Raw genomic sequence first — 22,920 nt, forward strand, 5'->3', positions numbered from 1 at the left:
TTTTTAAGATTATACCCAGTGGATGAATCCATAAATTTGCTACAATCCCCAGCAACTCATTGATGAACTGAATAACTTAGGGAAAAGAAGATGAAAAAATTAGCTTCAATTGCTCTGGCTGCAATGGTACTGGCCGGTTGCGCCCAATCGAACGACAAATCCTCTGTCACCGCACAAGACCTGCAACACCACCGCTATGTTCTGCAAAGTGTTGACGGCAAGCCGTTAACCGGCATTGATCGTACGCCGGAACTGAGTTTCGGTGAGAACATGCACATTGCAGGCAGCATGTGTAACCGCTTTATGGGCCAGGCGACGCTTGAAGGCGATACGCTGAAAGCGAAAGGTCTGGGAATGACCATGATGATGTGCGCGGAACCGCAGCTTAACGGGCTGGATCACATGATTAACGACATGCTGACTACGGGCGCAAAAGTTGACTTAGCTCCGCAACAACTGACGCTCAAAACCAGCCAGCATACTTTAGTTTATAAACTGGCCGATCTGGTCAACTGATTAGGCTAGTACGCCCCACAAGTCCCGGCGGCAAGCGCATTTTCACTACAGCGTTTGCCGTTCGGCATCGCACACATACCGATTGCTGAACCATCAAGCTGACGAGCAACACTCAACGTCCCACCAATCATTGCACAACTCGCCTGCCCCTGATTTGACATTGCTGCGCGCATACCAGGCGGTACGTGAGCTGCAGTGGCTTGTTGAGGTGGTTCACTACTACATGCCGACAATAACAGTACGGCAAATCCCGCTAAAAACGCAGCTCGCATTACTCTTCTCCCCCTGAACGTTGCAAAACCTAAGAATCATAAGCGCAGGCGTTGCGTTGCGTCGAGGCCGTAAAGCCATAAAATGTGTGTGATTTTGCAATAGAGATCACTTTATTGCGCAAAACATAACCACCCACCCCTTTTCACGACTTCAATCAAGGTTCAACACAAGACACAAAAGCGAAAATCACCTCCTGTGAGCTTTGCTAGAATTAAAAGATTATTCTTCGACTCGCGCAGGCATGCGGGTCTTTTTCAGTATTTATTGCGCAATGTAAGGGTGTCTCCATGATCACAATCGACGGCAATGGTGCAGTCGCGTCAGTGGCATTTCGCGCCAGTGAAGTAATTGCCATCTACCCGATTACTCCCAGTTCAACCATGGCAGAGCTTGCTGATGCATGGTCGGGGGACGATCGCAAAAACGTGTGGGGCGATACGCCACGCGTCGTAGAAATGCAGTCTGAAGCGGGCGCCATCGCCGCCGTTCACGGCGCGCTGCAAACCGGCGCGCTTTCCACATCATTTACTTCATCGCAGGGTTTACTGCTGATGATTCCGACACTCTACAAACTGGCAGGTCAACTGACGCCGTTTGTGCTACATGTCGCGGCGCGTACTGTTGCCACCCACGCGCTCTCTATTTTTGGTGATCACTCGGACGTGATGGCGATTCGCCAGACCGGCTGCGCTATGTTGTGCGCCAGCAGCGTTCAGGAAGCACAAGACTTCGCGCTGATTTCGCATATCGCTACCCTAAAGAGTCGCGTGCCATTTATTCATTTCTTCGATGGTTTCCGCACATCACATGAAATCAATAAAATTGTCCCGATGGCCGACAGCACCATTCTGGAACTGCTGCCGCAAAAAGAGATTGATGAGCACCGCGCCCGTGCGCTAAATCCTGAGCATCCGGTGATTCGTGGTACCTCCGCTAATCCGGATACTTATTTCCAGTCACGGGAAGCCAGCAACCTTTGGTACGATGCGGTGTACGAGCACGTTGAGCAGGCGATGAACAGCTTCGCCGCCACCACTGGCCGCCAGTATCGCCCGTTTGAATACTACGGCCACCCGCAAGCCGAACGCGTGATTATCCTGATGGGCTCTGCCATCGGGACATGTGAAGAAGTCGTCGACGAATTACTGACGCGCGGCGAGAAAGTCGGCGTGCTGAAAGTTCGCCTGTTCCGCCCTTTCTCCGCCGACCATCTATTAGAAGTGCTGCCAGAAAGCGCGCGCCAGATTGCCGTGCTCGACCGCACCAAAGAACCCGGTGCGCTGGCAGAGCCGTTGTATCTCGACGTGATGACTTCACTTGCCGAAGCATTTAACCGTGGCGAACGTGAAACGTTGCCACGCGTGATTGGCGGGCGCTACGGCCTCTCTTCAAAAGAGTTTGGTCCGGATTGTGTGCTGGCGGTATTTAACGAACTGAAAGAAGCTAAACCGCGCCCTCGCTTTACGGTCGGGATTTACGACGACGTCACTAATTTATCCCTGCCATTGCCAGAAAACACTCTGCCGAACCGCGCCAAACTCGAAGCACTGTTTTACGGCCTGGGCAGCGACGGCAGCGTGTCAGCCACCAAAAACAACATCAAAATCATCGGTAACTCGACGCCGTTCTTCACCCAGGGTTATTTCGTCTATGACTCGAAAAAAGCCGGTGGCCTGACTGTCTCTCACCTGCGCGTCAGCGAGCAGCCGATTAACTCGACCTACCTGATTGATAAAGCAGACTTTGTTGGCTGCCACCAGTTGCAGTTTATCGACAAGTATCAGATGACCGAGCGCCTGAAACCGGGCGGTATTTTCCTGCTCAACACGCCTTATAGCGCGGACGAAGTGTGGCACCGCCTGCCACAAGAAGTGCAGGCAGTTCTGAACCAGAAAAAAGCGCGTTTCTTTGTGGTCAACGCGGCGAAAATCGCCCGTGAATGCCAGTTGGGTGCGCGTATCAACACCGTTATGCAGATGGCATTCTTCCACCTCACCAATATTCTGCCGGGCGACAGCGCGCTGGCGGAACTGCAAGGTGCGATTGCTAAAAGTTACAGCAGCAAAGGTCAGGAACTGGTCGAACGTAACTGGCAGGCGCTGGCATTAGCGCGTGAATCCCTCGCCGAAGTGACCTTGCAGGAAGTGAACGAAAGCAGCCCGATGCGCCCGCCAGTTGTTTCCGATGCGGCACCGGATTTCGTCAAAACCGTCACCGCCGCGATGCTCGCTGGGCTTGGCGACGCGTTGCCAGTTTCTGCACTGCCACCAGACGGCACCTGGCCGATGGGCACCACGCAGTGGGAAAAACGCAACATCGCCGAAGAAATCCCTATCTGGAAGCCGGACATTTGTACCCAGTGTAACCACTGCGTTGCCGCCTGCCCGCACTCGGCGATTCGCGCCAAAGTGGTGCAGCCAGAAGCGATGGAAAACGCCCCTTCCGCCTTGCAATCTCTGGATGTGAAATCACGCGACATGCGTGGGCAAAAATACGTGTTGCAAGTGGCACCGGAAGATTGCACCGGCTGTAATTTATGTGTCGAAGTTTGCCCGGCGAAAGATCGACAGAACCCGGAAATCAAGGCCATCAATATGATGTCGCGCCTTGAGCACGTTGAAGAAGAAAAAGAGAATTACGATTTCTTCCTCAAGCTGCCTGAAATGGATCGCACCAGCCTCGAACGCATTGATATTCGTACTTCTCAGCTGCTGACGCCGCTGTTCGAATACTCCGGCGCCTGTTCTGGTTGTGGCGAAACACCGTATATCAAACTGCTGACCCAGCTTTACGGCGATCGCATGTTAATTGCCAACGCCACAGGTTGCTCGTCAATTTATGGCGGTAACTTGCCTTCAACACCGTACACCACCGATGCCAATGGGCGCGGTCCGGCCTGGGCGAACTCACTGTTTGAAGACAATGCCGAATTTGGTTTAGGTTTCCGTCTGACCGTCGATCAACATCGCGCCCGCGTGATGCGTCTGGTCGGTAAGTTTGCCGACAAACTGCCTGCTGAACTGAACGAACAGCTTCACGCCGAGGCCACTCCAGAAGTGCGCCGCGAGCAGGTTGCTGCCCTGCGCCAGCATCTGGCAAATATCGACGATCCGGACGCGCGCCAGTTAATCACCGACGCCGACGCGATGGTCGAAAAATCAATCTGGCTAATCGGCGGCGACGGCTGGGCGTATGACATCGGTTTTGGCGGCCTCGATCACGTGTTAAGCCTGACCGAAAACGTCAACATTCTGGTGCTCGATACCCAGTGTTATTCCAACACCGGCGGCCAGGCGTCGAAAGCCACGCCGCTGGGCGCGGTGACCAAGTTCGGCGAACACGGCAAGCGTAAAGCACGTAAAGATCTCGGCGTCAGCATGATGATGTACGGGCATGTTTATGTGGCGCAGATTTCGCTCGGCGCGCAGCTTAACCAGACGGTGAAAGCGATTCAGGAAGCGGAAGCCTATCCGGGCCCATCGCTAATTATCGCCTACAGCCCATGTGAAGAGCACGGTTATGACCTGGCGCTCAGTCACGATCAGATGCGCCAGTTGACGGCGACCGGCTTCTGGCCGCTATATCGCTTCGACCCGCGTCGTGCCGATGAAGGCAAACTGCCGCTGGCACTCGACTCTCGCCCACCGTCGGATGCATTGGCTGATACGTTGATGAAAGAGCAACGTTTCCGCCGCCTGAATGCACAGCAGCCAGAAGTTGCCGAACAGTTATGGAAAGATGCCGCTGTAGATCTGCAAAAACGCTACGACTTCCTGGCTCAGATGGCAGGAAAAGCGGAAAAGGCTGACAGCGAGTAACCGCTCTGTTTCGCGCTTATCTTCCTCTCAATAATGGAGTGAAGATAAGCGCGAGCATCATTTCAAAACAACATTTCAACTTAATCGGCCTCTTGATTCATAAATGAGCACCACCTCGCCTTTTTCTTATTAACGGCATGTTATATCTCAGTTAATCATTCGAAAAAGGAAAGGTTATGTTAGGTCGCTCTCTACTCGCAACGTCAATATTGCTGTCTATGAGTGGTGCCGCACTGGCACTACCTGAATTTCCTGTCTGGCCCCAGGGTGAAGCACCGGGTGCAAAAAACAGTCTGGTTAAACAAGAAACGGTCGACAGACGCAAGGATGGCGGGCTGGCTGACCGCGCGGTAACAGGTATTCGTACCCCAACCATCACTGCTTATTTGCCTAAAAAACCCAACGGTGTGGCGTTGTTAGTCACGCCTGGCGGCTCCTACCAACGCGTGGTTCTGGACAAAGAAGGCAGCGATCTGGCCCCCATTTTCAATGCCCACGGCTACACCCTATTTGTGATGACTTACCGTATGCCGGCTGATGGACATGCGGAAGGTTCAGACACGCCACTGGTCGATGCTCAACGAGCTATTCGTACCCTGCGTGCCGATGCTGAAAAGTGGAAAATCGATCCACACCGCATTGGGGTACTGGGGTTTTCGGCGGGCGGCCATGTCGCAGCAAGCCTGGGAACGCGTTACAACGAGTCCGTTTACCCAGTAACGGATGAAACAGACAAACTCAGTGCGCGCCCTGACTTTATGGCACTGATGTATCCGGTGATCACCATGCAGGAAAGCATCGCCCATCCCGGGTCGCGTAAAGCCTTGATTGGTGAGAAACCCACGCCTGAGCAGATAAAGAAATATTCACCGGAGCAAAATGTGACGGCCCAGACGCCGCCAACGTTTATCGTTCATGCGGTGGATGACCCTTCTGTGCCAGTTGATAACAGCCTGGTGATGTTCTCGGCCTTACGCGCCCAGCACGTTCCGGTGGAAATGCATCTTTTCCAGGAAGGTAAACATGGGTTTGGGATTCGCGGTGCAGCCGGTTTGCCTGCCGCCAGCTGGCCGGAATTATTGATGAACTGGATTAAGGCGTTGCCCGCTTCTGAATAATTCGAGTTGCAGCCAGGCGACAAGGGAACATAGCCAACACCGCTGCAACTCGTGTTAAGAAAGGTATTACTTAAAGCTAATACGCACAACATCATCCGGGCTGGTCGGTTCTTTCTCACGGCTACCCGGTTGCTTCACGCTGACAAACAGCTGCTGCCCATCTGGTGACAACGCCAGGCTATTTGGCAATGCAGGCGTGTCGATGGTTTCCAGCACTTTGTAGCTTTTCGCATCAATCACGCTGACTTTGCCTGCTTTGCGATGCGTCACGTAAACTTCGTTGCGCGTCGGGTTGAACAACACATCCAGACCCAGCGGCACATCCACTTTGTTCAGCACTTTGCTAGTTTTGGTATCCACAACCAGTAGCTGCGGTGTCTTAGAATCGCTGACAAACGCACGGTTGTTGGCGGTATCCAGCGCAATATTCAGATAAAAATGCTCGCCTTCGGTATCCAGTTTTGTGCGCGAGATAACCTTGTTGGTTTTGCTGTCGATAACAATAAATTCGTTGTCGGCATTGGTCATATAAATACGCGATGATTTCTCATCAATAGCCAGCCCTGTCGCCATTTTGCCCAGATCTTTAATGGTATCGCGCAGCGTGAGCTTATCGCCATCAATCACCCACAGTACGCTGGACTCACCCAACCCACCCATATACAGCGTGTTGGTGGCTTCGTTAACCACTAACTGGCGCGGCATTAGCGGGCGCACAGTTTCAGTTCGTTTAGTCTCATCCACCACCAGTGATTTAATCACATCACTTGTTTTGCTGTTGATGGCCGTCACCGCGCTGCTGGTGGTGTTGCCAAGGAACAACGTACCAGTGGTTTTGTTGAACGCCACGCCGAACGGCTTCAGGTTGTTATGAATAGCCTGAGTCACTTCGAGCGTTGCCGGGTCAAGGCGGTAAACCACACCGCCTTTATCCAGTTTGCGGCTTTGGGAAGTGGCAACATACAGTGCGGATTGGTCCGCGCTATAGGCCATTTCATACGCGCCTTTGCCAACGGGTTTTCTTTCGACCGTGAATGAGGTATCGGCAAATAGTGAACTGGAAAACAGCAGGCTGGTGAGCATTAAAGCAGGCAATGCACGCAGGCGGGTTTGTGGTAAAGCAGACATAAATATCCTTATCAATAGCACGGACAAACCCTTTGCTAACAGCACGTTAGCAAAGGGTGAAAAATACCATTGATAATTATTATCATTTATAAATGAGAAAGTAAATCATTACACCTGCAAATAGACCACCTGTGTTTGCAGATACTCATTCAAACCGTGGCGGCCATCGGCACCACCAATACCCGATTTACGCCACCCGGCATGGAAGCCCTGCATTGCTTCAAAGTTTTCACGGTTGATGTAGGTTTCGCCGAACTTAAGGCCCTTAATGGCCTTCATCGCGACATTTAAATCACGCGTGTAAATCGAAGACGTCAGGCCGTAGTCACTGTCGTTCGCCATTTCAAGCGCCTGCTCCAGCGTTTCAAAGGTGGTGACGGGCAGCACCGGGCCGAATGTTTCATCATGCATGATGGCCATATCCTGGCGCACATCCACCAGCAGCGTTGGCGGGTAGAAATACCCTTTGCCTTCCGGCGCTTTACCACCCAGCACCACTCGTGCGCCTTCGCTAACAGCTCGCGCCACTTTCTGCTCGACGCGTTCCAGCGCTGCGGCGTTAATTAGTGGCCCCATCGACACATCATTGCGCTCTCTAGTATTCCCAAAACTCACCTGTTTAAACGCTTCGCTTAGACGGGTAATAAATTCGTCGTAAATGCCTTTTTGCACGTACACACGTTCCGCACAGTTGCACACCTGCCCGGTGTTGATCATGCGTGAATCAACAATCGATTTCACCGCGATATTAAGGTCAGCATCGTCCATCACAATGGCTGGCGCTTTGCCGCCCAGCTCAAGGCACACTTTGGTGATGTTTTTAGCCGCCGCCGCCATGATTTTTTCACCCGCGCCAACGCTCCCGGTCATGCTGACCATCGCGACTTTCGGGTTACCCGCCAGTTCTTGCCCTACCGTTTCACCGCGCCCCAGCACCAGGTTAAACACCCCTTTTGGCAGCCCGATATCATGGACAATCTCCGCAAAAGCGATGGCGTTGTTTGGCGTAAATTCGCTGGGTTTGATAACAATGGTGTTGCCGGTAATCAGCGCTGGTGCGAGTTTGCGGGCAATCAGGAAGAACGGGAAGTTCCACGGCAAAATCCCGGTGGTCACGCCAAGCGCACGTTTGAACACCAGAATGTTTTCACCCGGGCGGTCACTTTGCAGAATTTCACCTTCGTAACGGCGCGCCCATTCCGCCATGTAATCGAGATAATCTGCGGTGAAGGCCACTTCCACTTCAGCCAGTTGCTGGGTTTTCCCGCCTTCGGCAACAATCAGTGCGCTGATGGTTTTTGCACGCTCACGAATCCCGGCAGAAATTTTACGCAGCCAGCCTGCGCGCTCAATGGCGGGCAAAGCTTCCCAACCGGCCTGTGCTTTATGCGCCGCGTCAATCGCATCACGGGCGTGCTTTGCGTCACCGTCAGGAATGCGGGAAATGAGTTCTTCTGTTGCAGGGTTAATCACATCAATCCACTGATCGCCCTGCCACTCTACAAATTGACCATCAATATACATCGGGTGTTGTACAGGTGCTGTCATGACCGGTTCCTCTGTGCTTGCTGTTTTTATGTTTCGCTTATGTGAAATTAATGTAAATACTCTAGGTGTCACAAACAGCCAGTCAGCATAAATGATGATGAACTGTGATGGATCTCAATAAAAACAACGGAAAAGAAGCCGTTTGGTTATAGCTGGAGAGGAGAAAAATGACCGTTTTAAGAATCTTCAGCAGAAAACGGTCATGATGTGAGAATTAGAGCAGTTGGCGGGCTGTCGGATAGTCAGTTATCAGCACGTCGATATAACCGCCGTGCAGCGCACCACGAATGGCATTGGCTTTGTCATTCCCGCCTGCAAGTGCCACCACATGCGGGCAGTCGTGAACCTGGCTCAGTTCCATGCCGATAACCGGATCTTCTTCTTTGCTCAAAACCGGCTCGCCCTGCGCATTGAAATAATGCAGGCAGATATCCCCCACCGCACCGCGTTCGGCGAGGGTTTTCAGCATTGCTTCGCCATAATAGTTGCCCGAATTTTTCAGCAATTGCGACGGTTCAAGCTCACCGATACCCAGAATAGCCACGTCCACTTCGGCGAATTTATTCACTACTTCGGCGACATCGTCGCTGGCGACCAGTTTTGCGCGCTCTTCAACAGAATGCTCGATGCTTTGCGACGGCAGCAGCCAGGCCGGGCAGTCGAGTTGCGCGGCGAGATTTTGCGTCAGAATCGTCGCCTGCACGTTGCCGTTCGGCCCCACGCCGCCGAGAAGTTGAATCACGCCACGCGCTTTAATACTTTGCGGGTGCAGCTCATCAACCATCGCGCGAATGGTGGAACTCCAGGATGAAATCCCCACCAGATCGTTTGGCCGCAAACGTGTTTCCACATAATGCGCCGCCGCACTGCCAATCGCGTGTTTGATTTGCGAGGCTGGAGCTGATTCGTCGACATCCACCACAATCGCCTGGCGAATACCGTACTTTTTCTCCAGCGCCTGTTCGAGCGAGAGAAAAATATTGGCGGGCTGGATAACACTGATTTTTACCACGCCCTCTTTCTGGCAGCGTGTGATGGCGCGTGAGACAAATGACTGCGACAGGTGCAATAACCCGGCGATTTCTGACTGCTTCATCCCTTCTACAAAGTAGAGCGTCGCAATCTTGACCAACAAACGTTGTTCATCCTGCTTTGACATGTGCGCCTCCTGATTCTCTACCTGATATTTTTATTCAAGCCTGCATAAATAACAAGACAGCATTCCTTTTGCCGTTAATTCGTACAATTTGTGATCACATTCGCCTTTTTATCATTTTGATCAATTCCACATGGACAGAACCATGAGTGGGGCATATCGTTACATTGAATAATAAATCATGCTTGAATATATATTCAATGTGGAGATAAAAATGAAACGTACCCTACTGAAGACCTCACTCGTTGCCGCTCTGCTTGCTTCATCTGCCAGTCTCTATGCCGCTGATAATGGGCTGATTGCCATTATTACCCCATCGCATGACAACCCATTCTTTAAAGCTGAAGCCGATGGCGCGATGGCAAAGGCAAAAGAGCTGGGCTACACAACGTTGGTCGCGTCGCACGATGATGATGTGAATAAACAAAACCAACTGATTGAAACCGCTATTGCCCGCAAAGCAAAAGCCATCATTCTGGATAACGCGGGAGCGGATGCCACCGTCGGCCCATTAGAAAAAGCCAAAGCCGCTGGAGTCCCTACTTTCCTTATCGATCGTGAAATCAACAAAACTGGCGTCGCCGTGGCGCAGATTGTTTCCAATAACTACCAGGGCGCGCAGTTGGGTGCCGAGAAGTTTGCCAAATTGCTTAACGGCAAAGGCAAATACGTTGAATTACTGGGCCGCCAGTCAGACACCAACGCCCACGTGCGTTCACAGGGCTATCACGACATTCTCGACGACTACCCGGATATGAAAATGGTGGCCCAGCAAACAGCAAACTGGAGTCAGACCGAAGCCTTCACCCGCATGGAATCCATCTTACAAACTCAACCTGACATCGTCGGTGTGATTTCGGGTAACGACACTATGGCCCTGGGTGCAGAAGCCGCCTTAAAAGCAGCTGGCAAGACCAATGTCATCGTGGTGGGTTTTGACGGTAGCGACTATGTGCGCGACTCGATTATCGCCAAGAGCAATATCAAAGCCACCGTGCTGCAACCGGGTTGGGAGCAAGCGCAAATGGCGGTGGTGCAAGCAGATTATTTCCTGAAAAACGGCAAACCACAGCTACAGGAAAAACAGTTGATGGACTGCGTGTTAATTGACGATAGCAATGCCAATCAGCTGAAAACCTTCAAGCTGGCTAAGTAGTCCAGGAGGCTGTATGTCGCTCAAACAATGGGGTATTGGCTGGTTATGTTGCAGTGCCCTGTTGCTCACTGCCTGCCGGGTGGTGGATCTGGATGAAAACGGGCAACCGATTATTCCTCCCGATCCGAATGCGAAAGCGAGTTTCGCAAACCAGACACCCGCGCAGATAGCGCAACAAACCTGGAACAGCAAAGTACTGACTCCCGCGCAGAGCCATGCACTGGATAGTACTGCCCTGAAAACCCGCGCTGCCAACGCCAACAACGAAAGTGTATTCGTCAAAGTTCAAGGCAAAGTCGACAGCGTTTCCCTGGATAACGAACGCGAACGCACGTTGACCGTGACCGTCAATGACCAACCACTGCAGGTGCAAGTTGGGCCGATGATTCGCGGCAATGCAATCCGCGATGCGACCGGCTACAAGTTCGAAGATTTCACTAACCAGGTGCAGTTCGCGCAGCTGTCAAAAGCCTATAACCGCGAAGCAGCAAAACACCTGCCGAAAGTCGATGAAAGCTGGCAGCAGCAACCCGTCACCGTAGTGATGGCGGTGACAATGCGCAATGGCGCACTGAGTGACGCGGCGGCAATTTCACTGGAACGGGGGCAACCATAATGTCGCAAGATCCTATCATTCTGCGCACCCGTGGTATTTCGATGCTGTTCCCCGGCACCGTGGCGCTGGACAACATTGATTACAACGTCTGGCGCGGCAAAGTGAATGTCATCATCGGTGAGAATGGCGCGGGTAAATCAACGCTGATGAAGATTCTGGCGGGCGTTCAACAACCGAGCCTCGGTGAAATGCGCCTGAATGGTGAAGTTGTGCAGTTTAACAGCACCCGCCAGGCCGCCGCGCATGGCATCGGCATGGTTCACCAGGAGTTAAACCTGTTCGAAAACCTGACGGTTGCCGAGAACATTTTTCTCGGGCGTGAACTGCAACACGGTTTGTCACCAATTGATGAAGCCAAGCAGCAGGCACGCAGCGCGGAATTGCTCCAGCGCCTGGATCAGCCGATTTCCCCGAAAGAGATAGTCGCAAACCTGAAAGTCGGTCAACAGCAATTGGTAGAAATCGCCAAAGCGCTGGCTGAAGACGCGGACATCTTAATTCTTGATGAACCGACCTCGGCGTTAAGCAAAACCGAAGTGGATATTCTTTTCCGGGTGATTCGCGAACTCACCCGCCAGGGCGTCACCATTATTTATATCTCCCACCGTCTGGAAGAGTTAATGGCGATTGGCGATGTGATTACCATTCTGCGAGATGGCAAATTCCAGGCCGAAGCGCAGGTCAGTGATATCGACGTGCCGTGGATTGTGCGCGAAATGTTAGGCAGCGAGCCGGTGTCCAGTTTCCTGAAACCCGGGCGTGATTTTGGTGCCGCGATTCTGGAAGCCGAACACATCACCTGCGTCAATTCGGCAGGAAACACGGTGGTGAACGACGTCAGTTTTCAGGTACGCGCGGGCGAAATCGTCGGTATTTATGGGTTGATGGGCGCCGGGCGCACGGAACTGTTTGAATGCCTGTTGGGTACGCAACGTAACTATCTGGGCAAATTATGGCTCGACAGCAAACCGGTGCCGCCGCGCCTTGCCACCGCCGAACGCATTCGCATGGGAATGAGTCTGGTGCCTGAAGACCGCAAACGTACCGGAATTTTCCCGATATCGTCGGTCGCAAGCAACCTGACGATTGCCAGTTTATGGCGGCGTTTGCAGCGTGGTTTTGCGATTTCGCAGGTTGATGAAACGGCGGTGGTGGCCAGCACCATTGGCAACCTCTCGATTAAAGTTTCATCACCGGAAGTGGAAATTCAGGCGCTGAGCGGTGGGAACCAGCAAAAAGTGGTGATTGGCCGCTCGCTGCTGACCAACCCGAAACTGCTGCTGCTCGATGAACCAACGCGTGGAATCGACGTGGGTGCGAAAGCCGACGTGTTCCGCATGATGGTTCAGCTTTCCGCACAAGGGATAGCCGTGGTGTTTTCCACCTCCGATCTCAAAGAGATCATGGCGGTTTCCGACCGCATTCTGGTGATGTCAGGCGGGAAAATTACCGCTGATATTCCCCGCGAACACGCCGAAGAGTCGGCATTGGTTTCCGCTAGTGCACAAGGGTTCTGATATGAAAACGAATGATACTGTCGCGCTCAACGCCAGACCAGGCTCGCCGTTCAGCTCGCGGGAAAATCTGCTGCTGTTACTGCTTAAACTTCGCACTTTTATTGCGCTGTTTTTGATAGTTGGCTTCTTCGCCATCATGGTGCCGGATTTTCTCGCCATGGGCAGCATGGTGATCATGATTAAACACATTGCTATCAACGCCTTCCTGGCGCTCGGCATCACTTTTGTCATCATCACGGCTGGCATTGACCTGTCGATTGGCGCCACGCTGGGCCTGTGCGGCATGATTGCCGGTTGGCTTATCACCAAAGGCATTGTGCTGCCGATGTTCGGCATCGCCATTTTCCCAAGCGTGTGGGTGATTGTGCCGCTGGTATTACTGATTGGCGGGCTGATTGGCGCGGGAAATGGCTGGATTATCACCCGCTATAACGTCGCACCGTTTATCTGCACCCTCGGCACCATGTACGTGCTGCGCGGGGCCGCCATGTTGACCTCGGGCGGTGAAACCTTCCCCGGACTTTCCGGCAACCCACAGCTTGGCAACACCGGTTTCGACCTGATTGGCTCCGGCAATTTGTTCGGTATCCCGTGGGCGATCTGGATGATGATTGTGCTCGCCGTCGCCATTGCTTATGTGGCTCGCCGCCTGCCCTTTGGCCGCCATGTTTATGCGATTGGTGATAACGAACGCGCTGCTGAACTTTCAGGTGTCAAAGTTCGCCAGGTGAAAATTTGGGTCTACACGTTGTCCGGTTTTTGCGCCGCTATTGCCGGGATCGTGGTTTCCGCTCAACTGGTTGCCAGCCACCCGGCAAACGGCACGGCATTTGAGATGAACGCCATCGCTGCGGTTGTGCTCGGCGGAACGTCGCTGGCAGGCGGGCGCGGCACCATTCTTGGCACCCTCGTCGGCGCATTCGTGATTGGCTTCCTCGCTGACGGCCTGGTGATGATGGGCGTGAGTGAATTCTGGCAAATGGTCATCAAGGGCATCGTGATTATTGTGGCGGTCATCATCGACCAGATGCAAAACCGCATGCAGCAAAAAGCGGCGGTCGTGGCCCAGAAAGCGATCATGGAAAGTAGCGGGAAGGTGTAGCGCGTCACAGATCCTGAATGGCGGGTATTTTTTTACCCGCACGGAATAATTATTCATCTATGATTTTTAATGCAAGAGGTAACACTATGAATCCGTTCGCACTGTCAGTTACGGATCTTGAAAAGAGAGCACGCGCCGTCCGTCGCCGCATCGTCCTGCTCAATGCCAATAGCCCGGCCGGCGGCCATACCGGGGCCGATTTATCGCAGGTGGAAATCTTAACCGCCCTGTACTTCCGGATACTGAATTGTTCGCCACAGCTTATCAACAGCGACGAACGTGACATCTACATTCAGTCCAAAGGCCATGCGGTTGGCGGTTATTACTGCGTGCTGGCTGAAGCCGGGTTTATTCCCGTGGAGTGGCTGCCGACTTATCAGCATGCCGACTCTCACCTGCCCGGCCACCCGGTGAAACACAAAACGCCAGGTGTGGAGCTGAACACTGGCGCGCTCGGGCACGGTCTGCCGGTCGCCGTTGGCATTGCGCTTGCCGCCAAACGCAACAACAGCAAACGTCGCGTCTTTGTGGTGACCGGCGATGGCGAGCTGGCAGAAGGCAGCAACTGGGAAGCGGCGTTAGTCGCGGCGCATTACCAGCTCGATAACCTGATCATTATTAACGACAAAAACAATCTGCAACTCGCAGGCTCGACCAAAGACATTCTCAATACCGACCCGCTGGATGAGAAATGGCGTGCGTTCGGCATGGAAGTCACCGAGTGCCGTGGCAACGATATGGCTGATGTGGTCGCCACACTCGAAGGGTTACAGCCGCACGGCAAACCGCACGTCGTGATTGCCAACACCACCAAAGGCGCGGGCATCTCCTTTATTCAGGGGCGCGCGGAATGGCACCACCGGATACCGAAAGGTGACGAAATCGAACTGGCGCTTGAGGAACTGAAAGATGAGTAATAGCGAACATCTGGCAACCGTAATGGTGAATGCCTTTATTGACGCCGTGGAGCGCGGCGTAGACCTGGTACCGGTGGTTGCAGACTCAACTTCCACGGCAAAAATATCCCCGTTTATGAAACAGTTTCCCGACCGACTGGTGAACGTCGGGATTGCAGAGCAGACGCTGGTGGGCACCGCGGTCGGCCTGTCGATGGGCGGAAAAATTGCCGTGACCTGCAACGCGGCACCGTTTTTAATTTCCCGCGCCAATGAACAGATCAAAGTCGACGTCTGCTACAACAACAGCAACGTAAAACTGTTTGGCCTCAATGCCGGGGCCAGTTATGGACCGCTCGCCAGCACCCACCACAGTATTGACGACATCGCCGTGCTGCGCGGTTTTGGCAACATTGAAATCTATGCGCCATCGTGCCCGATTGAATGCCGCCAGATTATTGACTACGCGCTGGAACACGTTGGCCCGGTCTACATTCGCCTTGATGGTAAAGCGTTGCCGGAACTACATGATGCGGCTTACCGGTTCAAACCAGGGGCTGTTGACCAACTGCGAGAAGGCGACGATGTGGCATTAGTCGCCATGGGCTCAACGGTGCATGAAATCGTAACGGCTGCGGCACAACTTGCAGATTTGGGTATTAATGCGGCGGTGATCAACGTTCCGTCTATCCGCCCTTGCGATACCACGCAACTTCTCACCATGCTTAAAAATTCACGCCACGTGATTACCGTTGAAGAGCACAACGTAAATGGCGGTGTTGGCAGTCTGGTCGCTGAAGTGTTAGCGGAAGCCGGATGCGGCATCCCTTTGTTGCGGCTCGGAATTGCAGACGGTAGCTATGCTATTGCGGCGGATCGCAAGGAGATGCGTGCCCATCATGGAATTGATGCCGCAGGAGTCACACGTTCCGCCACGGCGCTTTGCAAAGGAGCATAGCCATGTCCAGCCCGGTAATTCTGGCTATTGATGAGGGCACCACTAACGCCAAAGTGGTGGCGGTGAATAGTAACGGGGAAATCTGCGCCCGTTACAGTGTCGGCGTGGCAATGACGCACCCGGCACCAGGGCTTGCAGAACAAGACCCCATTGCGCTGTGGCATGCCGTGTGTGAAGCATTGAGCGGCTGCCTGCAACAACTCGGCTCGGTCACCGTCGCAGGCGTTGCGATAAGCAACCAGCGTGAGTCGGTGTTGGTGTGGCAGCGCCATGATGGTAAACCGCTAACACCTGTTGTGAGCTGGCAAGATCGCCGTTCAGAACAAACTTGCGAGCAACTGTTAACGCAGGGCCATGGCGAGCTGATCACTCGTCTGACTGGCCTTCCCGTCGACCCACTATTCCCGGCGGCGAAAATTCGCGCCCTGCTCGATACCATTCCTGACGGCATGAAACGTGCCGAAGCGGGCGAGCTGTGTATCGGGACCATCGACTCCTGGTTGAACTGGCAACTGACCGCCGGGCATTCGTTCACTACCGACTACTCCAATGCCGCCCGCACGCAGCTGTTTAATATTTACCGGGGCGAATGGGACGACGAATTACTCAAATTATTCGGCATTCCGCGTGCAGTACTTGCTGAAGTGCGACCTTCTGCCGGGCATCACGGCGAAGTGCAAATTGACACAATTGCAGGTTTGCCCATTGGCACACCGGTGCTGGCGCTTATCGGTGATTCACACGCGGCACTCTACGCGCAGCGCAGCGTCTGTGGTCAGGTGGTGAAAGCCACTTATGGCACCGGATCTTCTTTGATGCTTTCGCTCCCGGAACCGGTTAACCGTAGCAATCGTCTGAGCACTACGCTGGCCTGGCACGACGGTGAGCTGAACTACGCGCTGGAAGGCAACATCACCCATACCGGATCGGGGGCCGCCTGGTTGGGGAAAATGTTGGGTATAAACGACCCCGCAAAACTCACCGAGCTTGCGCAATCTACAGACAGCAATCAGGGCGTCTATTACGTACCGGCACTTTCCGGGCTTGGTGCACCGTGGTGGGATCTCCACGCCCGCGGCATGATTTGCGGCCTGACGGATGCCGCCACCCCTGCGGTACTGGCGCGAGCCGCGCTGGAGTCGCTGGTCTATCAAATTGCCGATGTTTTTTTTGCTATGGAACAGGCGACCGGTGAGCGTCTTGAATCATTGTGTGTGGATGGCACCGCGACCCAAAACCGCTGGCTGATGCAGTTACAGGCAGATGTGCTGCAACGCCCGTTAATTATTCAGCCCGCGGCTGAAATCTCCGCACTCGGCGCGACGCTGTTAGCCGGGAAAACTCTTGGCTGGTGGCAAGACGGCACACCGCTTGCGGCACTGGCCAACTGTGGCGAGCGTTTGCAACCACAGGCAGAACAACAAAAAACAATGCAACAAAACTATAAGCAATGGCTTGAAGCAGTGGCGCGCTGCCGCTTTCAGCCAAATTAAATCTATTTTGAGCGGAGTGAAGCTATGTCCAGAATCCCTAAACAACTGACCTTCGGTGTGATCATCGGTAACCGCGGGTTCTTCCCAAGCTATTTAGTGGCGCAGGCGCATGAACAGGCCGAAGCGCTGTTTGGCAAACTGGGTATCAAAACCGTGATGTTAAAAGATGGGCAAACGCATCTCGGCGGTGTGGAAACCCGTCAGGATGCCAAAGTCTGTGCCGAACTGTTCCGCCAGCATCGTGACGACATTCATGGTGTGGTGGTGCTGTTGCCAAACTTTGGCGATGAAAAAGCGGTGGCAGAAGCGATTCGCCTTTCCGGTTTGAAAGTCCCGGTGTTAATCCAGGCCGAAGAGGACAATCTCGATAAAATGGGTCTGGCGACACGCCGCGATAGTTTTTGCGGGAAAATTTCCCTGTGCAACAACCTGCGCCAGTACAACATCCCCTTCACGCTCACCACGCAGCATGTTTGTGCGTTAAGCGGTGAAGTGTTCGAACAAGATTTACAGCGCTTCGCGCAAATCTGCCGGGTGGTGAAATCAATGCAGGGCGTGCGCATCGGGGCGATTGGTGCGCGTCCGGCCAGCTTTAATACCGTGCGTTACAGCGAAAAACTGCTCGAAAAAATGGGTGTGGCGGTTGAAACCCTCGACCTGTCTGAAATTTTCACCCGCATCAAACATATCAGCGATGACGATCTGCGTGTCCATGAGAAGCGCGGCATATTAATTGAAAACGCCGATGCCAGCGGCATCCCCGCCGAGAAGTTAACCCAAATGGCAAAACTGTTTGTGGTGATCAGCGAATGGGTAGTGGCAAACGACATCGACACCACGGCGATCCAGTGTTGGACGTCGCTTCAGGAAAACCTCGGCATTAACGTCTGCTCCATTATGAGCGTGATGTCCGGGCAACTGATGCCAAGCGCCTGCGAAGTCGACGTGATGGGCGCGTTGTCGATGTACGCCCTCGCAAGTGCGTCGCTTAACCCAGCCTCGATTGCCGACTGGAATAACAACTTCGGTGACGATCGCAACAAATGCGTGCTGTTCCACTGCGGGAACTTTGCCAGCAGCAGCCTGGAATCTCCATCGATGGGTACCGCCGATATTATCGGCACCACCGTCGGCAAAGAGAACACCTGTGGCGCGGTGCATGGTCGCCTGAAAAGCGGTCCGCTAACTTACTTCCGTCTGTCGTCTGATGATTTTACCGGCGAAGTGAAAGCCTATGTGGGCGAAGGGCAATCTGTTGATGATGCGTTAGATACCGTTGGCTGCCGCGCGGTCATTGAAGTACCACATCTGGAGAATTTACTGGCGTGGATTTGTAATAACGGCTTTGAACACCACGTCGCCATGAACCACTCGGCGACGGGTGTGGTATTGCAGGAAGCATTCAGCAAGTATTTAGGGGTTAACTGTTACCTGCATCGTTAATGACTTATAAGCCGCGCTCGTGCATTAATTGCGCCAGCGCGGCGTCATTGGCGAGAATTTCCCAGGCATTCATTACCGTAAGCGGAATATCAACATGGCTAATAAAGTCACGCCCATTCGGCCCGTAGCCCTGCGCATCATCTCTGATACGCGGGATTTCCCCCAGCGCCAGAGAAATAAATCGCTCAACCGGCCATAAGCCCTTTTCATGCAGGCTAAATGCTGTATGGGTTTCGTCACTGACTAAGTGCGGCACAAAACCCGGCCAACTTTTCCACTGCGGCTGATGCGCATCACTTTGCCAAACGCGTTCAAAGGTCGCGACGGTACGTCGCTGCATGGTCGGGTCCTGAATAATAATCGCGCGAGCGGGCGTTATTTCCCGCGTTTGCATTAATTCATAAGTGAAGCGCGCGTTCTCGCCACAGTTGGTGGACTTCTCTTCGGTCAGCACTTTTTCTGCCGGGACTTTCCAGAACTCGGTCGCGATGTCTTTGAGAATGGCGGCTTCTGCTCGGCCAGTGGTGGGAATGGTGTTGTAGCGCGGGTGCTTCGCAATCGCCGCATACAAAAAAGTGGTCGAATGGCCAATCCCGCCGGTAATCAGCAGCGGCAATTCACTATTGGCCGCAAGCTCACAGGCTGCATTAATGGTAGGGATAACGGCATTACCCGCGAGGATAATCAATTCGCCATCGCAAACCGCAGGTGGCGCGGCAAACTCATTGTGAGAAAGCCACTCGCCAAGCGTATTAATGGCATTGATGGTCGTCGGCTGCAAAGCTGGAAATGTTGTCATCAACATAACCCCTCCTTGTTAAAAACCAGCGCACATCATACCGCAGGCAATGCCGTTACTACATCAGGTTGCTCTGAGTCTTGTGTTTACGCTAGCCTGTAAATTCGCGCCTCCCACGGGTGCAGCCGATAAAGCTCATCAACCTGCGGGTAATTCCCCAACACACATTCTGCCCATTCGAGCGGCAACTCATCGCTCGTCCAGCGCGCCGATTTCGAGGACATATTGCATAGCACCACGAACTCCCCGCCGTCGAGCACGCGTCGGTAAGCGTAAATTTGCGGGTTGTCTGCCAGTTCCAGCTGATAACGCCCGTAAATCAGCGCGCGCTCCTTTTTGCGTAGCTGAATTAACGCGCGGTAGAAATTCAGCACTGAATCCGGGTCTTGCTGCTGGCTGGCGACGTTAATCATTTCAAAGTTGGCATTCACCTTAAACCACGGCTCACCATCGCTAAAACCAGCGTTCGGCCAGGCGTTCCACTGCATTGGCGTACGGGAATTGTCGCGCCCGGTGTTGGTGAGAAACGCGATAATCTCCTCTTCGCTTTTGCCCTGCGCTTCCATTTCACGCCACATATTTTTCGCTGACACGTCATCAAAATCGTCGTGGCTGTTGAATCGGGTATTGGTCATACCGATTTCCTGGCCCTGGTAGATAAACGGCGTGCCCTGCATCAGAAAATAGAGTGCGGCGATGCAGGTCGCGCTTTCCCTCCAGTGATGTTCCGTGTCGCCCCAGCGCGAGGTGATACGTGTCAGGTCGTGGTTTTCCACATACAGCGCGTTCCAGCCTTTTCCTTCCAGCGCCTCCTGCCAGGCGGTGAAAATTTTCTTTAATACCGCAGGTTCCGGGCGCAAACCGGCTTCTGGTTCCCACAGCCGCACATGTTCAAACTGGAATACCATGCTCAGGCGGTTGCGGTGCTCACCCACCCACTCTTCGGCATGGTCGGCAAACAGGCCGTTCATTTCGCCCACGGTGACAATATCGTAGTGCTGCAAAACGTTACGGCTCATATCGTCGACGTAATCCAGCAGCCCGTCGTAGTTCAGATGGCTTTTCATCGACGGCGCATAGCGCAGTTTATCGGGGTTAGGCACATCAGCCAGCAGCGGCTCTTTTTTCAGGTGCGCGATGGCGTCGATACGGAACCCGTCGATACCTTTATCCAGCCACCAGCGCATCATGTCGTACACGACGCGGCGCACATCGTGGTTTTCCCAGTTAAGATCCGGCTGGCGACGGGTAAACAGATGCAGAAAATATTGCTCGGTTACCGGGTCAAATTCCCAGGTTGAGCCTTTAAAAATCCCTTCCCAGTTGTTGGGTTCTGCACCATTTTTACCGTCGCGCCAGGTGTACCAGTCGCGTTTTGGGTTATCGCGTGAGGAGCGAGACTCAAGGAACCACGGGTGTTCATCGGACGTGTGATTGACCACCAAGTCGATAATTAGCCGCATTCCACGGGCATGAACTTCGCTCAGAAGGCGGTCAAAGTCAGCCATCGTGCCAAATTCCGCCATGATCTCCTGATAATCGCTGATGTCATAACCGTTATCATCATTTGGCGATTTGTACATCGGGCAGATCCAAATCAGATCGATTCCGAGGTCTTTCAGGTAATCGAGTTTTTCGGTGATTCCGTTCAGGTCACCGATGCCATCGCCGTTGCTGTCCTTAAAACTGCGCGGATAAATCTGGTAGGCCACCGCCTCTTTCCACCAGCTCGCCATCGTTTACCTCCCGATTAATAAAGCAAAAGATTCATAAGGTTGTAGCTCGATACTCACCGCCAACTGGTCGCGCGGTGCATAGTTGCTGATCAAACATTCCCCGTGCCAGTTCTGCATTTCAGGCGGAATGTCGAGCGTCAGGTGCTCGGCGGTAAAGTTGTTGATCACCAGCAAACGATCGTCACCCAACGTTCTGAGCCAGGCGAAAACCTGCGGATGGTCGCGCAAAACAGGCTGGAAATCGCCATAAACCAAAACCGGGTACTGTTTACGCAGCGCTACCATTTTCTGGTAATGCCACCAGATTGAATCCGGTTCAGCGAGGGCCGCGGCCACGTTGATCTCGTGGTAATTCGGGTTCACCGCAATCCATGGACTGCCGGTGGTAAAACCTGCGTTCGGACCGTTGTCCCACTGCATCGGCGTACGGGCGTTATCGCGCCCGTTAGCATGAATGCCGAGCATCATCTCTTCATGGCTGACACCTTGCGCCAGTCGCTCGTGATAAAGATTCAGACTTTCAATGTCGCGGTATTCATCGATGTTCCCAAACCGCACGTTGGTCATGCCAATCTCTTCACCCTGATAGATATACGGCGTGCCCTTCAGGCAGTGCAACGCGGTGGCGAGCATTTTGGCCGACGGCTCACGAAACACCCCTTCGTCGCCAAATTTAGATACCGCACGCGGTAAATCGTGGTTGCTCCAGAACAGTGAATTCCAGCCCTGGTGCGCAAGCGCGGTTTGCCACTTCTCAATTACCGCTTTGAAACTTGCCAGTTCAAACGGCTTGCTGCGCCATTTCCCGGCGTGCTCATCCCAGAACTGTTTGATGTGGTCAAACTGGAAAACCATGGAGAGTTCTTCGCGCTCTTCCCCGCTATAGAGCAGCGCGTCCTCAGGTGTGGCACTCCAGGCTTCACCCACCGTCACGTAATCCCCTTTGCCAAAGGTGGCGCGGTTCATCTGGCGGATCAGCATGTGCAGATTTTTGCCGTTCGCCATAATCTGTGCGTCCACTTCTTTACCGATCAGGTCGATAACGTCCATGCGGAAACCGCCGATGCCTTTAGCAAGCCAGCGGTTCATCATTGCATGGACTTCATCGTGAACGCGCGGGTTGTCCCAGTTCAAATCCGGCTGGCGTTTTGAGAACTGGTGCAAGTAATATTCACCGCTGGCTTCGTCCAGTGCCCAGCCGCTGCCGCCAAAGTACGAGCGGAAATCGTTCGGCGGGCCGCCGTCTGCCGCAGGTTTGCGCCAGATATAAAAATCACGGTATGGGTTATCTTTCGATTTCAGCGCTTCAAAAAACCAGGGGTGTTCATCAGAGGTGTGGTTGACGACTAAATCCATCAGGATATGAATATCGCGCTGTTTCGCCTGCGCAATCAGGGTTTCCATTTCCTCCATGGTGCCAAATTCTGCGGCGATGTCTTCGTAGTCGGAAATGTCGTAGCCATTGTCGTCCATCGGCGAGCGGTAAACGGGCGAGAGCCAAATCAGGTTGATGCCAAGCTGTTGCAGGTAGTCGAGTTTACTGATGATACCGTTGATGTCGCCGATACCATCACCGTTGCTGTCCATAAAACTGCGCGGATAGATTTGGTACACCACCGCATTGTGCCACCATTTTTTTTCCACTTA

Annotated in this window: 18 protein-coding genes; 11 read left to right on the forward strand and 7 right to left on the reverse strand. The window is 53.4% G+C overall.

Going from position 1 to position 22,920, the window contains the following annotated elements; translation table 11 throughout:
- Nucleotides 1-90: 90 nt before the first annotated feature.
- Nucleotides 91-516 (forward strand): heat shock protein HslJ, encoded by a 426-nt coding sequence (gene hslJ / locus LVQ77_RS02845; protein WP_232865863.1) that lies wholly within the window; start codon nt 91-93, stop codon nt 514-516.
- A gap of 5 nt (nt 517-521) precedes the next feature.
- Here the strand turns inward: hslJ and LVQ77_RS02850 are convergent, their stop codons facing one another.
- The gene (locus tag LVQ77_RS02850; RefSeq protein ID WP_151993434.1) at nt 522-788 is read right to left on the reverse strand and encodes a putative hemolysin; all 267 of its coding nucleotides are present in this window, start codon (nt 786-788) and stop codon (nt 522-524) included.
- A 288-nt stretch (nt 789-1,076) separates the two neighbouring features.
- On the opposite strand from LVQ77_RS02850, the gene nifJ reads away from it, so the two are divergent.
- Both nifJ and paeX read left to right on the forward strand, forming a co-directional pair.
- Nucleotides 1,077-4,607 carry a pyruvate:ferredoxin (flavodoxin) oxidoreductase gene (nifJ, locus tag LVQ77_RS02855; RefSeq protein WP_232865864.1) on the forward strand — a complete coding sequence of 1,177 codons (3,531 nt, stop codon included), beginning with the start codon at nt 1,077-1,079 and terminating at the stop codon, nt 4,605-4,607.
- A 176-nt stretch (nt 4,608-4,783) separates the two neighbouring features.
- Nucleotides 4,784-5,725, forward strand: a complete 942-nt coding sequence (gene paeX, locus LVQ77_RS02860) for a pectin acetylesterase PaeX (protein ID WP_232903611.1) — start codon at nt 4,784-4,786, stop codon at nt 5,723-5,725.
- A 66-nt stretch (nt 5,726-5,791) separates the two neighbouring features.
- Here the strand turns inward: paeX and yncE are convergent, their stop codons facing one another.
- From yncE to LVQ77_RS02875, 3 genes are all read right to left on the reverse strand, one after another.
- Nucleotides 5,792-6,853: a 7-bladed beta-propeller protein YncE gene (yncE, locus tag LVQ77_RS02865; protein WP_232903612.1), complete on the reverse strand. Its 1,062-nt coding sequence runs from the start codon at nt 6,851-6,853 to the stop codon at nt 5,792-5,794.
- A 108-nt stretch (nt 6,854-6,961) separates the two neighbouring features.
- Nucleotides 6,962-8,401, reverse strand: a complete 1,440-nt coding sequence (gene aldA, locus LVQ77_RS02870; RefSeq protein ID WP_232903613.1) for an aldehyde dehydrogenase — start codon at nt 8,399-8,401, stop codon at nt 6,962-6,964.
- 214 nt (nt 8,402-8,615) lie between these two features.
- On the reverse strand, nt 8,616-9,560 hold the full coding sequence (locus LVQ77_RS02875; protein WP_232865871.1) for a sugar-binding transcriptional regulator: 945 nt from the start codon (nt 9,558-9,560) through the stop codon (nt 8,616-8,618).
- 211 nt (nt 9,561-9,771) lie between these two features.
- Here LVQ77_RS02875 and LVQ77_RS02880 point away from each other — a divergent pair, with 211 nt between their 5' ends.
- The 8 genes from LVQ77_RS02880 to LVQ77_RS02915 all read left to right on the forward strand — a co-directional run bounded on the left by LVQ77_RS02880 (nt 9,772) and on the right by LVQ77_RS02915 (nt 18,738).
- Complete coding sequence (locus tag LVQ77_RS02880; protein WP_232865872.1) at nt 9,772-10,713, forward strand: D-ribose ABC transporter substrate-binding protein; 942 nt, start codon at nt 9,772-9,774, stop codon at nt 10,711-10,713.
- Between the two features lie 13 nt (nt 10,714-10,726).
- Nucleotides 10,727-11,329, forward strand: coding sequence for a DUF2291 family protein (locus LVQ77_RS02885; protein ID WP_232865873.1), 603 nt, complete (start codon nt 10,727-10,729; stop codon nt 11,327-11,329).
- Complete coding sequence (locus tag LVQ77_RS02890; protein ID WP_232903614.1) at nt 11,329-12,846, forward strand: sugar ABC transporter ATP-binding protein; 1,518 nt, start codon at nt 11,329-11,331, stop codon at nt 12,844-12,846. Before LVQ77_RS02885 ends, LVQ77_RS02890 begins: the two co-directional genes overlap by 1 nt.
- 1 nt (nt 12,847) lies before the next feature.
- Nucleotides 12,848-13,948, forward strand: a complete 1,101-nt coding sequence (locus LVQ77_RS02895; RefSeq protein ID WP_232865875.1) for an ABC transporter permease — start codon at nt 12,848-12,850, stop codon at nt 13,946-13,948.
- Nucleotides 13,949-14,034: 86 nt separating this feature from the next.
- Nucleotides 14,035-14,865, forward strand: a complete 831-nt coding sequence (locus tag LVQ77_RS02900) for a transketolase (protein WP_064546992.1) — start codon at nt 14,035-14,037, stop codon at nt 14,863-14,865.
- The gene (locus LVQ77_RS02905) at nt 14,858-15,802 is read left to right on the forward strand and encodes a transketolase family protein (protein ID WP_232903615.1); all 945 of its coding nucleotides are present in this window, start codon (nt 14,858-14,860) and stop codon (nt 15,800-15,802) included. The genes LVQ77_RS02900 and LVQ77_RS02905 overlap by 8 nt, the downstream gene beginning before the upstream one ends.
- Nucleotides 15,803-15,804: 2 nt before the next feature.
- A complete protein-coding gene (locus LVQ77_RS02910; protein WP_232903616.1) occupies nt 15,805-17,295 on the forward strand; it encodes an FGGY family carbohydrate kinase in 1,491 nt (496 codons plus the stop codon).
- 24 nt (nt 17,296-17,319) lie between these two features.
- A complete protein-coding gene (locus tag LVQ77_RS02915; RefSeq protein WP_232865878.1) occupies nt 17,320-18,738 on the forward strand; it encodes an L-fucose/L-arabinose isomerase family protein in 1,419 nt (472 codons plus the stop codon).
- 4 nt (nt 18,739-18,742) lie between these two features.
- Here the strand turns inward: LVQ77_RS02915 and LVQ77_RS02920 are convergent, their stop codons facing one another.
- From LVQ77_RS02920 to LVQ77_RS02930, 3 genes are all read right to left on the reverse strand, one after another.
- A complete protein-coding gene (locus tag LVQ77_RS02920; RefSeq protein WP_232903617.1) occupies nt 18,743-19,543 on the reverse strand; it encodes a YdcF family protein in 801 nt (266 codons plus the stop codon).
- Between the two features lie 80 nt (nt 19,544-19,623).
- On the reverse strand, nt 19,624-21,273 hold the full coding sequence (locus LVQ77_RS02925) for a glycoside hydrolase family 13 protein (protein WP_232903618.1): 1,650 nt from the start codon (nt 21,271-21,273) through the stop codon (nt 19,624-19,626).
- Nucleotides 21,274-21,276: 3 nt separating this feature from the next.
- Nucleotides 21,277-22,917, reverse strand: coding sequence for a glycoside hydrolase family 13 protein (locus LVQ77_RS02930; protein WP_232903619.1), 1,641 nt, complete (start codon nt 22,915-22,917; stop codon nt 21,277-21,279).
- Nucleotides 22,918-22,920: the final 3 nt, after the last annotated feature.

It is taken from the genome of Buttiauxella cochleicola, assembly GCF_021282435.1.
GTDB classification, from domain to species: Bacteria; Pseudomonadota; Gammaproteobacteria; order Enterobacterales; family Enterobacteriaceae; genus Buttiauxella; species Buttiauxella massiliensis.